This is a genomic window from Methanoculleus oceani (assembly GCF_023702065.1).
Classification (GTDB): Archaea; Halobacteriota; Methanomicrobia; order Methanomicrobiales; family Methanoculleaceae; genus Methanoculleus; species Methanoculleus oceani.
Map to the genome: position 1 here is coordinate 510,513 of NZ_QFDM01000002.1, position 12,776 is coordinate 523,288.

At 61.9% G+C, this 12,776-nt stretch carries 19 protein-coding genes and 2 tRNA genes; 4 read left to right on the forward strand and 17 right to left on the reverse strand.

Translation table 11 applies throughout. The features are described from left to right. Nucleotides 1-35 precede the first annotated feature (35 nt). Nucleotides 36-614 (forward strand): endonuclease dU, encoded by a 579-nt coding sequence (locus DIC75_RS07500; protein WP_250987409.1) that lies wholly within the window; start codon nt 36-38, stop codon nt 612-614. Here DIC75_RS07500 and DIC75_RS07505 read toward each other — a convergent pair. The 3 genes from DIC75_RS07505 to DIC75_RS07515 are packed head-to-tail and all read right to left on the reverse strand — an operon-like array spanning nt 588 to nt 2,576. Further along, the gene (locus DIC75_RS07505; RefSeq protein ID WP_250987410.1) at nt 588-1,034 is read right to left on the reverse strand and encodes a universal stress protein; all 447 of its coding nucleotides are present in this window, start codon (nt 1,032-1,034) and stop codon (nt 588-590) included. The two genes, DIC75_RS07500 and DIC75_RS07505, sit on opposite strands and share 27 nt — an antisense overlap. Nucleotides 1,035-1,090: 56 nt before the next feature. Then, on the reverse strand, nt 1,091-1,687 hold the full coding sequence (locus DIC75_RS07510) for a type IV pilin (RefSeq protein WP_250987411.1): 597 nt from the start codon (nt 1,685-1,687) through the stop codon (nt 1,091-1,093). After that, the gene (locus tag DIC75_RS07515) at nt 1,671-2,576 is read right to left on the reverse strand and encodes a transglutaminase domain-containing protein (RefSeq protein WP_250987412.1); all 906 of its coding nucleotides are present in this window, start codon (nt 2,574-2,576) and stop codon (nt 1,671-1,673) included. Before DIC75_RS07515 ends, DIC75_RS07510 begins: the two co-directional genes overlap by 17 nt. Before the next feature lie 284 nt (nt 2,577-2,860). On the opposite strand from DIC75_RS07515, the gene DIC75_RS07520 reads away from it, so the two are divergent. Beyond that, entirely contained in the window at nt 2,861-3,799 is a 939-nt protein-coding gene (locus DIC75_RS07520; RefSeq protein ID WP_250987413.1) for a radical SAM protein, read from the forward strand. A gap of 74 nt (nt 3,800-3,873) precedes the next feature. After that, complete coding sequence (locus DIC75_RS07525; protein ID WP_250987414.1) at nt 3,874-4,599, forward strand: PP2C family protein-serine/threonine phosphatase; 726 nt, start codon at nt 3,874-3,876, stop codon at nt 4,597-4,599. Between the two features lie 266 nt (nt 4,600-4,865). Here the strand turns inward: DIC75_RS07525 and DIC75_RS07530 are convergent, their stop codons facing one another. The 4 genes from DIC75_RS07530 to DIC75_RS07540 form a co-directional block, all read right to left on the reverse strand. Next, nucleotides 4,866-5,420, reverse strand: a complete 555-nt coding sequence (locus DIC75_RS07530; protein WP_250987415.1) for a HEAT repeat domain-containing protein — start codon at nt 5,418-5,420, stop codon at nt 4,866-4,868. A gap of 126 nt (nt 5,421-5,546) precedes the next feature. Next, nucleotides 5,547-5,672, reverse strand: coding sequence for a hypothetical protein (locus tag DIC75_RS12295; RefSeq protein ID WP_284738421.1), 126 nt, complete (start codon nt 5,670-5,672; stop codon nt 5,547-5,549). A 219-nt stretch (nt 5,673-5,891) separates the two neighbouring features. Next, nucleotides 5,892-5,964, reverse strand: a tRNA-Asp gene (locus DIC75_RS07535). A gap of 18 nt (nt 5,965-5,982) precedes the next feature. Beyond that, a tRNA-Tyr gene (locus tag DIC75_RS07540) sits at nt 5,983-6,089 on the reverse strand. A 147-nt stretch (nt 6,090-6,236) separates the two neighbouring features. Here DIC75_RS07540 and DIC75_RS07545 point away from each other — a divergent pair. Continuing rightward, complete coding sequence (locus DIC75_RS07545; RefSeq protein ID WP_250987821.1) at nt 6,237-7,781, forward strand: 2-isopropylmalate synthase; 1,545 nt, start codon at nt 6,237-6,239, stop codon at nt 7,779-7,781. A gap of 36 nt (nt 7,782-7,817) precedes the next feature. Here the strand turns inward: DIC75_RS07545 and DIC75_RS07550 are convergent, their stop codons facing one another. The 10 genes from DIC75_RS07550 to DIC75_RS07595 form a co-directional block, all read right to left on the reverse strand. Next, nucleotides 7,818-8,183 (reverse strand): prefoldin subunit beta, encoded by a 366-nt coding sequence (locus tag DIC75_RS07550; protein WP_250987416.1) that lies wholly within the window; start codon nt 8,181-8,183, stop codon nt 7,818-7,820. A gap of 157 nt (nt 8,184-8,340) precedes the next feature. Next, complete coding sequence (locus tag DIC75_RS07555) at nt 8,341-8,604, reverse strand: KEOPS complex subunit Pcc1 (RefSeq protein ID WP_250987417.1); 264 nt, start codon at nt 8,602-8,604, stop codon at nt 8,341-8,343. Next, nucleotides 8,601-9,005 (reverse strand): Brix domain-containing protein, encoded by a 405-nt coding sequence (locus DIC75_RS07560; RefSeq protein ID WP_250987418.1) that lies wholly within the window; start codon nt 9,003-9,005, stop codon nt 8,601-8,603. The genes DIC75_RS07555 and DIC75_RS07560 overlap by 4 nt, the downstream gene beginning before the upstream one ends. Then, complete coding sequence (locus DIC75_RS07565) at nt 9,002-9,133, reverse strand: DNA-directed RNA polymerase subunit P (RefSeq protein ID WP_250987419.1); 132 nt, start codon at nt 9,131-9,133, stop codon at nt 9,002-9,004. Before DIC75_RS07565 ends, DIC75_RS07560 begins: the two co-directional genes overlap by 4 nt. A 6-nt stretch (nt 9,134-9,139) precedes the next feature. Next, nucleotides 9,140-9,430, reverse strand: a complete 291-nt coding sequence (locus DIC75_RS07570; RefSeq protein ID WP_250987420.1) for a 50S ribosomal protein L37ae — start codon at nt 9,428-9,430, stop codon at nt 9,140-9,142. A 55-nt stretch (nt 9,431-9,485) separates the two neighbouring features. After that, on the reverse strand, nt 9,486-10,187 hold the full coding sequence (locus DIC75_RS07575) for a ribosome assembly factor SBDS (RefSeq protein WP_250987421.1): 702 nt from the start codon (nt 10,185-10,187) through the stop codon (nt 9,486-9,488). Between the two features lie 9 nt (nt 10,188-10,196). Continuing rightward, nucleotides 10,197-10,919 (reverse strand): archaeal proteasome endopeptidase complex subunit alpha, encoded by a 723-nt coding sequence (gene psmA, locus DIC75_RS07580; RefSeq protein ID WP_250987422.1) that lies wholly within the window; start codon nt 10,917-10,919, stop codon nt 10,197-10,199. Then, a complete protein-coding gene (locus DIC75_RS07585) occupies nt 10,919-11,401 on the reverse strand; it encodes an Rpp14/Pop5 family protein (protein ID WP_250987423.1) in 483 nt (160 codons plus the stop codon). The genes psmA and DIC75_RS07585 overlap by 1 nt, the downstream gene beginning before the upstream one ends. Beyond that, complete coding sequence (locus DIC75_RS07590; RefSeq protein WP_250987424.1) at nt 11,398-12,042, reverse strand: RNase P subunit p30 family protein; 645 nt, start codon at nt 12,040-12,042, stop codon at nt 11,398-11,400. The genes DIC75_RS07585 and DIC75_RS07590 overlap by 4 nt, the downstream gene beginning before the upstream one ends. A gap of 30 nt (nt 12,043-12,072) precedes the next feature. Further along, on the reverse strand, nt 12,073-12,663 hold the full coding sequence (locus DIC75_RS07595; RefSeq protein WP_250987425.1) for a 50S ribosomal protein L15e: 591 nt from the start codon (nt 12,661-12,663) through the stop codon (nt 12,073-12,075). Nucleotides 12,664-12,776 lie beyond the last annotated feature (113 nt).

Genomic DNA, 12,776 nt, shown 5'->3' on the forward strand with positions numbered 1-12,776 from the left:
GTACTATATCCGATTGAGCAACATAAGGGCTTCGTATGCACGTAGCCAAATCGGGGCTCCGTGCTCTCGGTATCGCCGAGAGTTATTCGGGGCGGGAGCAGTCCACCCTTGCCGGCGTCGTCATCCGAAAGGACCTCCGGATCGACGGGGCGGCATTCGCCCGGGTGACCGTCGGCGGATCGGACGCCACCGATGCGGTCATCGGGATCTTCACCGGTCTTGCCCGCCGGGACATCAACCTCCTGATGATCAGCGGGAGCGTCATCGCCTGGTACAACATCATCGACCCGGCGGCGGTGCAGGACGCGACCGGTCTTCCCGTCATCATCGTCACCTACGAAGAGTCGGAGGGGCTCGAAGAGGAGATCCGCCGTCACTTCCCGGACGATGCCGGGAGACTCGCGGCATACCGGCGGCTCGGCGGCCGGATTCCGGTTCTGCTGCATTCCGGGTATACGCTCTTCATCCGCCCCTATGGCCTCTCCCCGAGGGATGCTGCAAGGCTCTGCAACGACTTCACGCGTGAAGGCAGAGTGCCCGAACCGGTCAGGGTGGCGCGGCTCATCGCCCGGGGCGTCGTGAGGTCGTCAGCCCCTGACGACCATGACCGTTGACGTCGCATGATCGACGACGTAGGAACTGACGCTTCCGAGGAAGAAACGGTCGAGTCGGCCCCTGCCGTGCGACCCGACCACGGTCAGGTCGGCGCCGAGTTCCTGTGCAAGCGCGGTGATCTCCGCTCCCGGGTGCCCCCAGCGCTTGTAGACGGTCATCCGGATACCGGCGGCGGCCGCCTCCCGTTCCGCATCGGCGAGGAACTCATTTGCCTCCCGGTCGAGTGCATCGAGGAGCGCCTGCTGGGCGATATCCGGCGGTTCAAGCTCGCTCAAGATCAGCGTGGGATACGTGCCGGTCTGGACGACGTGTATGGCATGCACGGAGGCATCCATGACGCGGGCGACGGCCAGGGCCTCTTCGAGCGCCCGGTGACCGATCTCCGACCCGTCGACCGCCACGAGTATCGATTTGAACATACCAGTCTCTAGGAGCGTTCCGGTACAAAAACATGGTTCTTTGCAGGCGGTCCGCCTCATGCCCTGACCGCATGTTTCGAGACCACCTTCCCGTCGCGTTTATCCACGATCTCCACCGTGACCTCGACTCCCGGGTAGAAGGTTCCGTCGGAGAGGTCCGCCGTCATCTCCTCGCCCGGGTTCCAGTAGGAGGTGCGGCAGCCGTCGCCCTCGAGGAACCTCACCCCGTAGTGGTGCGACGAGATGAGGAGGTGGCCGTTTAAGGTCTGGACGATGCAGACTTTCTGGCCGTTCTTGTAGAAGACTGCTCTCAGGCAGTCGTTCTCGTAGACCGTAGTGCCGTTGTTCTTGAGGGTGACCCTGCTTGCATAGGTCAGCTCCCCGGTATCCTCGCTCGTGTGCGCAATCCCGGTGATGACGATCGGGGGCTCTCCGGGCTCCGTCCACGACCAGGACGGGACCATCGCGAGCAGCAGCAGCAGGACGAGAGCGGCAAGGATGATGGTTACGGCAACCATCAGGAACGTGCCGTGCGTATCCGAGAGAGCGCTTTCGCCCGCTTTCGTCCGCCTTACGAGGGCTCCCCGTGAGCCGGAGGGGTGCGGCGCCCTCCGCGCGGCGCGGGGCGGCCTGGCCCTAATACTCCATCCCATACGACTGAGCCAGGTTCCGGTAACGGCCGTATGTGTACTGGTCCAGTTCGGGGCCCATGCCCCGTATCTTGTTCCACTCGGCGGCGTCGGCATGCTCCCGCCAGATCCCCTCGAAGGAGTCTCCGTCCGCCACGACGAAGACCTTCGGGTTCGATGTCAGCTTCTCTCCGGTCCCCCCGTATTCCCCTCCGGCATCGGTCGGGATGGACGGTATCGTGGTCTCGATGAACGCGTACCCGGTCTTCCCGTAGCAGTACCGGTCGGGCGCCTTGATGCCCACGGCCATATGCGATTCCTGCTCGAACTCAAAGACCGCGACGCCGTACCCCAGGTCACGGAGAAGGTAGGCGAGCAGGAGCGACTTCTCGTCGCAGTCCCCGTTCTCGTGATAGAGCACGTGGTACGGATACTTGGCTGCCGTATCGTACGAGTAATCGGCGTACTCGATCTTCTGCACCATGCTGATCGCGGCCCGCACCTGGTTCTCGCGGTCGGCCTCGGCAGCCCGGATGTTCTCGGCCAGCTGCTTCAGGTACCGGTCCTGGATGCTTTCATTGATAAACTGGATCCAGTAATCGCGTTCGATGCGGAACGGGGTAGGATACTTCGTGGACAGATAGTCGTTTACCCCCCGGTAGGCATCAAACCGGATCAGGCCCGTTTTGCCGCGGAGAACATACTGGTAGTTGATGGTCTTTGGTCCTTTCTCCAGGGTTTCGTTGGAGATCTCCGGTGAACTGAGGCCCGACGCTTCAAGCGTCCCGGTGACCGTCGTTCCTACCGACGAGACGATCTGCCCGCCCCAGATGGCGGCTATGCCGAGGACGACAAGAATGACGATCACCTTGCCGAGAGGGATTCTGTGCTGATGGTTCCGGTCGCCGGACATACGATGAGAAATTCATCACTAAATATATAAAGATTTTTAAAATAATCTCATGACCGAAAAGGAGGTTCTGAGATAGTATCCAGGGAGATCGACGTTTGGCCTTAATGGCCCCGCAGTCTGCAAGGGGCTGCCCGCCCGGAACTCTTCGTCAACGCTTCCGGCTCGAGTCGCCGGGGCCCATGCTTCCCGCCGGTACGGCCGGGCATATCTGCCCTCCACAGCAGGAAGAGGCCTGCAGGCAGGGGAGGGGTAAACCTTCTTCTCCTTCAGGGCGAGGAGGGATCATGGCAGAAGCAGAACGAACCCAGCTACCCGGGTACGTACGCCTGTCCCGGAGCGGCGAACTGGAGGAGCGGGCGCGGCGGGCGCACGAGGTGCTCCGCGACTGTGTCGTCTGCCCCCAGGAGTGCCACGTGAATCGTATCGAGGGCGAAGAGGGGTTCTGCCGGACCGGCCTCCTGCCGAAGGTCTCGAGTTACAGCCCGCATTTCGGTGAAGAGCCCCCGCTTGTGGGGAGGAACGGATCGGGGACGATATTCTTCTCCGGCTGCAACATGCGGTGCGAGTTCTGCCAGAACTTCGAGATCAGCCAGTGCGGGGTCGGCCACGCGGTCTCGTGCGAAGACCTCGCCGGGATCATGCTCCGCCTGCAGGAACGCCGGTGTCACAACATCAACCTCGTTTCCCCCTCGCACGTCGTCCCCCAGATCCTTCGTGCGGTCGCCCTCGCCGCCCCCCGGGGCCTCAACGTCCCCCTGGTCTATAACAGCGGGGGCTACGACGCCGTGGAGACCCTGCGGCTCCTCGACGGCGTCATCGACATCTACATGCCGGACGCGAAGTACGGGCGGGACGACGTGGCGCTGGAACTCTCCCATGCCCCCGGCTATACCGGTCGCATGCAGGCCGCCCTGAAAGAGATGCACCGGCAGGTCGGGGACCTGACGATCAGGGACGGTCTTGCGGTGCGGGGCATGATCATCAGGCACCTGGTGCTCCCAGGAAACCTCGCGAACAGCGAGATCGTGATGAAGTTCATCGCCGACGAACTGTCGCGGGACTCCTACGTGAACGTCATGGCGCAGTACCACCCGGCATGGAGGGCATCCGAAGGGGGGAGAAGCCCGGTGCTTGCGGCGCTGCAGCGCCCGATCACGGCGCGGGAGTACCGGTATGCCATCGACTGCGCAAAGGAGAACGGTCTCTCAAGGGGGTTCCCGTGAGAGACGGGCGGGCGCACTCCCGGGGAGAGGGGCCACCAAAAGAATATCCGCTCGAACGGAGAGAGAACTCTGGAGTGCAGGTGAGGAGAGAGTCGGGACCCCGGTACGCGGCGATGAGCGATACCGGGGGTCGGGAACGGAATGAGGACGCTTACTTTACCGGCCGGGTCAATGGGTATCACGTATTCGCCGTCGCGGACGGGCTCGGGGGGCATGCCTGCGGAGAGGTTGCAAGCAGGATGGCAGTCGAGATCCTTGAAGAGACCGCAGGCGAGGAGCTCCCGGCGACCGGGCCTGCCGAAGTGCTCGAACGCGCATTCGAGCGCATCAACGCCGCAATATTCGATTATAACAGGGAGAACAGCCTGAACGCAGGAACGACGCTCTCGGCGGTGATCGTCGGTGAGTCGGGCAGGTGCTGGATCGGCACGGTGGGCGACAGCAGGACGCATATCGTCACGCCGTCGTCGGTCTGGCATACGCGCGACCAGAGTTACGTCCAGGGCCTGGTGGCATCGGGAGTCATCTCCCCTGCCGAGGCGATGCTCCACCCGAGAAAGAACGTCCTGACACAGGCGCTCGGGCTCGCAGCCCGGGTGCAGGTCGACCTCGACGAACAGGAACTCGCCGGAGGAGTCCTCGTCATCAGTTCGGACGGGCTTCACGACTACGTCCCGGAGAGCGTCATCCGGGAGATCGTGACGGCAAACGACCCCGATACGGCATGCCGGAGACTGATCGCTGCCGCAAGGGACGCGGCAAGCACCGACAACACCACGGTGATCGTCGCTCGAGCCTAAACCCCGTCCGCGTTTCGCGGTGCTCATGCTCCGGCCCTTCCGCCAGTCGCACTACGCTCCCGCCAGTCGTTACTCGCACCTTCGGTGCTCGAACTCCGGCCCTTCGGCCCGTCGCATCCTACGGACCGTCGTTACTCGCACCTAACGGTGCTCGAACTCCGGCCCTTCGGCCCGTCGCATCCTACGGACCATCGTTACTCGCACCTGCGGTGCTCGAACTCCGGCCCTTCGGCCCGTCGCATCCTACGGACCATCGTTACTCGCACCTAACGGTGCTCGAACTCCTGCCGCTCGCTACGCTCCCGCCCGTCGTTTTCCGCATCGTGGAGCGCCTCGAGGATCGCCGCCCGGACGCCTTCCGTCGCCTCACCCTCCAGGGCGGCACGCAGCGCCAGAACCGCATCCTCGCCGCCGATCATGCCGAGGGATCGGGCAGCACTCCGCTGCACGAACTCGTTCTCATCGCGTTGCATGAGGCGAAGGCGTGCAACCGCCCGGGGATCGACGAGCAGCCCGAGCCCCTTCGCCGCCATGTAGCGGACATGGTCCTTTTCGTCGTCGAGGGCAGCGATGAGAGACGCATACGCCTCGCCGTCGCCGATCAGCCCGAGGACCTCCGCCGCACGATAGCGCACCTTCCAGTCGTCGTTCTGCAGCAGGGCAATACAGGCGGGTATGGCCGGTCGCCCGAGCGCCACGAGTCCGCGCATCGCTTCCACCCGCACCGCCTTGTCCGGGTCGGAGAGCCTTGAGATGAGAATCTGCAGGTCCCGGCTATTCAAACGATCGTCTTCCGGTTCAGGGGGTATACTCTGAGTCATGGTTCCGTCACATCCGCGGTGTACGCCGGGGCGTAGATAAACGTTGAAGCGGCTGCGTAATAAGTTCTCAGGAGCGCCGGAGCTCGTTGCAGGCACCGAATCCCGGCGGCAGCCCCTGCCGTCAGGTCAGAGACCCGATGCGTAGAGGACCATGCCTGCAAAGATAAGAACGAGGATACCGGTCCCGAAGATGAGCGTCCCCAGAATATCGAACACGGGATCGCTCGTGATCCATTTTCCCAGAACATGCATGAAAGCGCATACTTCATCAAGGTATATATATTTTACCTGAAGAATAAAAATAACATCTAACATATAATAATTTTCACTACCGATAATTCCAGAATTTCTGCCTCCCAGGATTATCGGCAAACTCAGGGGGCAGCACGGTTATTCCCGGCAGCCCGTGAGTTTATTACTCCCCGGCAGGGGGAACGGCTCCGCTGATACCTGGAAAATGAAAGAAAGTGACGCCCAGGACGGAATTCGAATCCGTGTCGACGGCGTGACAGGCCGTCATGATAGGCCACTACACTACCTGGGCACTCAATGTTCGAGGGGATCCCGCCTCCCGGATTCGAACCGGGGACATCGCGGTAGCCGCGCAGTTCGCCCGAGAGCGAAGACTATACTACAGCCGCGCACTCTACCAGTCTGAGTTAAGGCGGGTCTCTGCTCTAATAATGTTGTCGGGAGAGGTTATTATAGATTTCGTCGAATCCTCAAGGCATTGCACGACCCGGACGTTATTGTTTATATACGACCTCGGATAATGGGTAAGTATGAACCCTACAAACGCTGAAGCACCCAGGAACGCTGAAGCGTACTGTCTTCTTCACCGATAGCCGTGCGAAAAAGAACGTCACTGTTTTCGACACCACACTGCGCGACGGTGAACAAACGCCGGGCATCTCCTTCACGCTGGAAGAGAAACTCGGTATTGCTGAACAGCTCTCCGGAATAGGAGTCCACGCCATCGAAGCGGGCTTTCCCGCATCCTCCGATGCCGAACGCCAGATCGTCAAGGCCATAAAAGGTCTCGGCCTCCCCACGCAGGTCTGCGGCCTTGCGCGGTCGCTCCCGGCCGACGTGGATGCGTGCATCGACTGCGACGTCGATATGGTCCATGTCTTCATCCCGACGTCCGACGTCCAGCGCGAGTACACCATCAAAAAGACCCGCGAACAGGTCCTCGAAACCACCGGCGAGATCATCGCGTATACCCGCGACCATATCGGCCGGTGCATGTTCTCCGCGATGGACGCCACGAGGACCGACCCCGATTACCTGATAGAGGTATACCGCATTGCGGTGGACGCCGGGGCCACGATCATCAACGTGCCCGACACGGTCGGCGTGATCACCCCGACGGCCATGAAACGCCTCATCGAACGGATCGACCGGGAGGTGAACTGCCCGATCGACGTCCACTGCCACAACGACTTCGGGCTTGCGGTGGCGAACACCATCGCAGCGGTCGAGAGCGGCGCCTCCCAGGTGCAGGTGACGGTGAACGGCCTCGGCGAGCGGGCGGGAAACGCCGATCTCGCACAGACGGTGATGGCTCTATCCTCCATCTACGGGATCGACACCGGTATCCGGACGACGAGCCTTGTCGAGACCTCACGGCTTGTCTCGCGCTACGCGGGGATGAGCATCCCCGCCACGCAGCCGATCGTCGGCGAGAACGCTTTCGCCCACGAGAGCGGGATCCATTCCCACGGCGTCATCACCCGGTCGGATACGTTCGAGCCCGGGATCATGACGCCGGAGATGGTCGGCCACCGGCGCAGGCTGAAACTCGGCAAACACGCCGGCAGGCATGCGGTCAGGCAGATGCTCGCCGAGGTGCACATGGATCCCGCGGACGCCCAGTTAGACGAGATCGTCCTGCGGGTGAAGGCGATTGCCGGCAAGGGCAAGCGGGTGACGGACGCGGATCTCTATGAGATCGCCGAAAGCGTCATGCAGCTCGCGCCCGACGAAAAGACCCTGAAACTCCAGGATGTCGCCATCATGACCGGCAACCACGTGATCCCGACAGCCAGTGTCCGGGCAACGGTCGACGGAGTCGAGCATTCCTTCTCGAGCATCGGCAACGGCCCGGTGGACGCGGCCGTGCGGGCGATCCTCGGGATCATCCCGGCCCCGGTTCACCTGAAGGAGTTCAATATCGAGGCAATCTCCGGGGGCACCGATGCACTGGGGCACGTTACTATCGCCGTCGAGGACGAGCAGGGCCGGGTCTTCGATGCCAGCGCCTCAAGCGACGACATCATCCTCGCATCCGTCGAGGCAGTGATCAACGCGATCAACCTCGTCTGCCGGACGCGAAAAAATGACCGCGAGCGGGAGGAGTGAGCACCTCACTCCATTTTCGTTTAACAAAAAGGAGTTTCAGGCGGGGCCGGAAGGCTGCTGTTTTCCTTCCAGCGCTCCCCTGATCTGTGAGGATAATTGTTCGAACCTGCCCTGCAGGGCCTTCTCCTGTTTCTCGAGCGACTTAACCCGGAGTTCGAGCGTCTCGATGCGCTCGTTTAAGGAAGCAAGCACCTGCTCCTTGTTCTTCTGCATCATGACGCTGCCGACGTTCATGAAGACCGCCGCATCCTCGGAGACGTCGGCCAGATCCTCGACCGCCCGCCTGGCTTCGCGGATCGTCAGTTCGTACTGCGCTTTCTGTGAGACCACGGTCTGCAGCTGCTGCTGCATCTGCTGAAGCATCGCCAGCTGGTTCTGTACTTTCGGTGGGATGTTTTCCATATTCATCAACACTCCTCGAATGGGACGAAGATCGGTAACAATATTTCGGGTGGCGGACAGGGGGCCTTCCCGGCCCTCCGCCCTTTCTCTACATGGTAGGGGCGTGGAACCCATAAAATGTGAGGGTTCGCGGCAGAGAACTTCGTCGCGCCCGTTCTCAGGCCGCCCGGGGACAATCATCCCCCGGGGCGGCGATCTCCCGCATCTCGACTGCTATGGTGATCAGCCGCAGCCAGGTGTTGAGGGCCGCACGGAGCGCGGGTATATCGGTGGCGGTCACCTCGAGGACGAGCGTATCGTCGTCCGCGAGCCTTACACGGGCCGACGACCGGCCCCCCACGTCGCCCATCTCCTGACGGACGGAGTGGTAGAGGGCACGGGCATCGCCGGTGGTGAACCGGAAGACCGCCGTATGCATCATGGGACAACCTTTAAGGTGTAGCGCTTCCGCTGCGTCCCGTCAAAGACGATCCGGTGCTCCGGGAGGGTCTCACCGGCAAACGCGACGTCGATGTGATCCTTGAGCGCCTCGTATACGGCGCGGTCCGAGACGAAGAGCCCGCGGGCGATCGCTCCGGCCCGCTCCTGGACGGAAAACGACCTGACAGGGATCTCCGTCACCGGTTCTCCGCTTGAAAAAACCTGGATGAGAAAAAAAGGACCCGATCTGGAGACGATCAGAACCGGCTCGTCAAGGGAGAGGAGATCGCCCATGCCCGCCTTGCCACGGGTGATATACTCCCCGCCGATTGAGAACGCCAGATCCCGGGAGAGGGAGCGCACCTCCGGGACCGGTTTGCGTGACGTCGTGACGACCGTCATCGAGCCTTCAGGTCTTTTATTGCGGCGCCGCGTTCCTTGAAGAGGATGCGGTGTCCACAGTAGGGACAGCGTATATTGACGTCGATTTCGACTTTTTGTTTACAACGAGCGCACTTATAGGCAGCCACGACCGATTAACCCTCCTTCTGCAGCGAGCGCTCGATGCTCCGTGCAGCGACGCGCATCGCCGGCGTCTCCGGAACATAGCTGCCGCCTGCAAACTTAAACCCGCACTTGCGGCACGACCAGATACCCGTTCCCTCGCGCTTGACCGCGTCCTGGTCGCAACGCGGGCAGACGTGGCTCGCACGGGAGACCTTCTCGATCTGGTTCACTCTCTTCCGGATAAACCGGCCATACCTCGGACCGAAACGTCCGGAACTTCCGACTACCCTGCCCTTGGCTCTCTGTTTGCGATTTGCCATTTCGCGTACCTCTGATATGTCCTCTAATTTTTGTGCTGTCGATTAATATAGTTACTCACGACATGCGTTCGATGATCCGGGTCTCCGCATTTCCCCTGGAGATCTTGTTAACCAGGTCGTAGAACTCTTCCTGGATGCCTGCCGGAATCCTGACGACCCCAATCCAGGAACCATCCTTCTGCCACTCGTCCTGTTCGAGCGTCCCCGCGGTCTTGATCTCGTAGGCCCTCGCGGTATAATCCGCCGGAATCTTCACGGCGATGCGGACCTCCTCGAACCGGATGGGGAGAATGGGGCGGAGTGCTTTGACCACCTCTTTGACCTGCTCCTCGACGGATTTGAAGGGATCGATGCTCACCCTCGCCTCTTCCATGGCAAGCTCGATGCGCTGCGGCGGGTGAGGGAACCCGGACTGCGGATTGACGGCGTTCCTTGAGATGAACGTGACGACCCGGTTCCGCTTCTCTGCAATAAGGTGGCGGCGCTGTTCGGATGTGAGATGGATCTCTCCCTTCTTGATGATCCGGAGCGCGGCCGGTTCGAACTCGGTCGTCTTGAAGACCTTCAGGAGAGCCTCGTCGGAGGCCCGCTCGGCATGGGCGGCGTTCGAGAAGACGGAGTCGGCAGCAACAACCTCCTCCAGGTCGACGTCCTCCCCCTGCCGGATGCGCATGGCCTGATCGGGGTCGACAAGCACTTCAAACCGCTCTCCGTAGCTCTCAAGCCGCGCTACGACTGCCTGGTCCAGGGGTATCATACGGGTGGCTCACTCTTCGAACTGGTCGACGTAAATCTTCACTTCGTCCTTCTCCAGCTTCCGGAACTCCCGGGTCTCGATGGAGACGACGCCGATCTCGATGGCGCTCACGTCGAGCTTACCCTCTGTCGCGGCATGCAGGGCTTTGATACCGAGTTTGATGGCGCCGGCGAAGTCCGCATCTTCCTGGTACTCGTCCTCGAAGACCTTCATGACCGCAGGCCGGCCCGTGCCGATCCCCGTCGCCTTGTACTCGAGCAGCGTGCCGCTCGGATCGGTCTCGAACAACCGGGCCTCCCCGTCGCTGACCCCTGCGATCAGGAGAGCGGTCCCGTAAGGGCGCGCCCCGCCGAACTGGGTGTAGGTCTGCATGTGGTCGCAGAGTTTTTTGGCCAGGATCTCGACGTTGATCGGCTCGTTGTAGGAGACCCGGTTGATCTGGGACTCGACCCGGGCCCTGTCCACGAGGGACCGCGCATCGCCGACGAGGCCGGAGGACGCCACACCGATATGCGTGTCGATCTTGAAGATCTTCTCGATGGAGACCGGTTCGAGGAGACGGGACGTCACCCTTTTATCAACGATCAGCACGACGCCTTCGCTGCACTTGATTCCGACGGCTGTCGTGCCCCTTTTCACCGCTTCTCTGGCGTACTCGACCTGGTAAAGCCTTCCGTCCGGGCTGAACACCGTGATCGCCCGGTCGTATCCCATCTGATATTGTGGTTGCATTATCGTTCCTCCAAATCGGATTCGGTGAAAAACAATGACTTCTGATGCTTAATACCTTTTTCAACCAAATCAACCTTTTGACGGGGATAGCGGTACACCGCAAAATAAGTTTCCCCGAGCTTCACTTCTCCGGCCTCGGAAACGGGCAGGATCGGTTTCATCCGGCGTCTCAGTGCATGGATGGTCCCGGAGGTGGCGACCGTCCGGAGTGCGGCCCGCTCGTCGGCGATCGCGTTGACCGTTGCAAGAGCGGTGGCGATATCCTTCTCCGTTCCTCGCCGGCACCGGACGACAACGTACCCCCCGTCGCAGAAGACCACCGCCGGCTGTGCAAGACCAACGGCCGCATCGCCCCAGAGGGAGGTCGCGGCCTCGATGACCGAGAGGTACACCTGCTTCTGGTCCATTGTCACCCCGTACGGGAGGATCCGCGCCAGGATATAACGCCGCTTTGCCCGCATTGCCGGGGGTCTCGGCTTCATCGGACCACCCTCACGGGCCGGTGCGGTTCGACGATCCGGTCGACGGACGAGAGGGCTTCACTCACTTCCGCCCCCGTCATGCCGAAGAGCGCACAGAGGCCCCGGACCTCGCGGACCGATCGCTGCTCGAGGATCGAGCGTGCACCCGACGATATCGTCAGGGGAAAGCCGTAGCGCCGCTGCAGCGAGAGAATATCCGCGTACCGCTGCAGCGCCCTCTGGCGCTTCGTCCCGCGGAGGTGGATGATGGGAGCCATCGAGATATCCACCGCCACGCCGTGCTCCGCCGCCGACCGTGCGGCGACGTGATCGAAGGCGTTCCTCCGGGTGGCATGGATGTTCCTGACGACGTGCACCTCTTTGACCGCGACAACGGCCCGGTTGAAGGAGATCTCCCCTGCGTTGACGAAGACCACGTCGGCACGCCGGACGGCGGGGTCGCGCACCTGCCTGAGGACCTCCTTATGGGATGCAGCACCGATCACGGCACCCCGGAGAACCTCGACGCCGGGAGACTGACGCCCGACATCTCCGATAGCGACGACGCTGTCGAACCCGAGCCCTGCTGCCTCGACCGTCATCCGTGCAAGCGTCGAGTCACCGGCAGGATAGGGATGTATACTGGCGTCTGTGATCTTCATCGTGGGTAGGCCGTATAAAAAAAGAAATATTTATTTGCCGCGGTTCGCATGGGAACGAAGGCTCGGGCGTGTCTTCTCGGTTCCACGTCCGCGCGTCCGCATCCCGCGCCCCTTCATGCCGGCAGAGGTCTTGCCGCGCTCTGCCCGGCCCCGGTGAACCGGATCGGCCAGCCATGCGAGGTTGCGGTCGCTCCGGATCGACGGGTGGTGACCGTCGACCAGGATAACCTCAAACCACCTGGACCGTCCGTCCTCTCCGACCCAGTAGGAGTTCAGAGCCTCCATGTTCGGGAACTTGCGGGACGCACGCTCTTCGGCCATGCGCTGCAGGCTCTTTGCCGGGGTCATCCGGCGCATGCCCATGCGTGCGGACCTGCGCCCGCGGATGTAGCGGGGCTTCCTCCGGCCACCGCGGCGGATCTTGACCCGCACGACGACGATTCCCTGCTTGGCCTTGTACCCGAGCGAGCGGGCCCGGTCGATCCGGGTCGGGTGCTCCACGCGTACGATACTTCCCTCGCGCCGCCACGTCTGGAGACGCTCCCAGAGGAGGCCTTTCACCTCGGACCGATCAGGCCGCTTCCATGCCTCGCGAACGTAGGCATACATTGACTTTGCCATTTTTTAAATCACCTCAGGTTCAGCGTTTCCGCCACATTCCTTTCCGGGACGTATCCCGTGGTTCCTAACAGGTTGACGAGAGCGCTAATAAAGGATTCCTTTTGCCGGCCCCG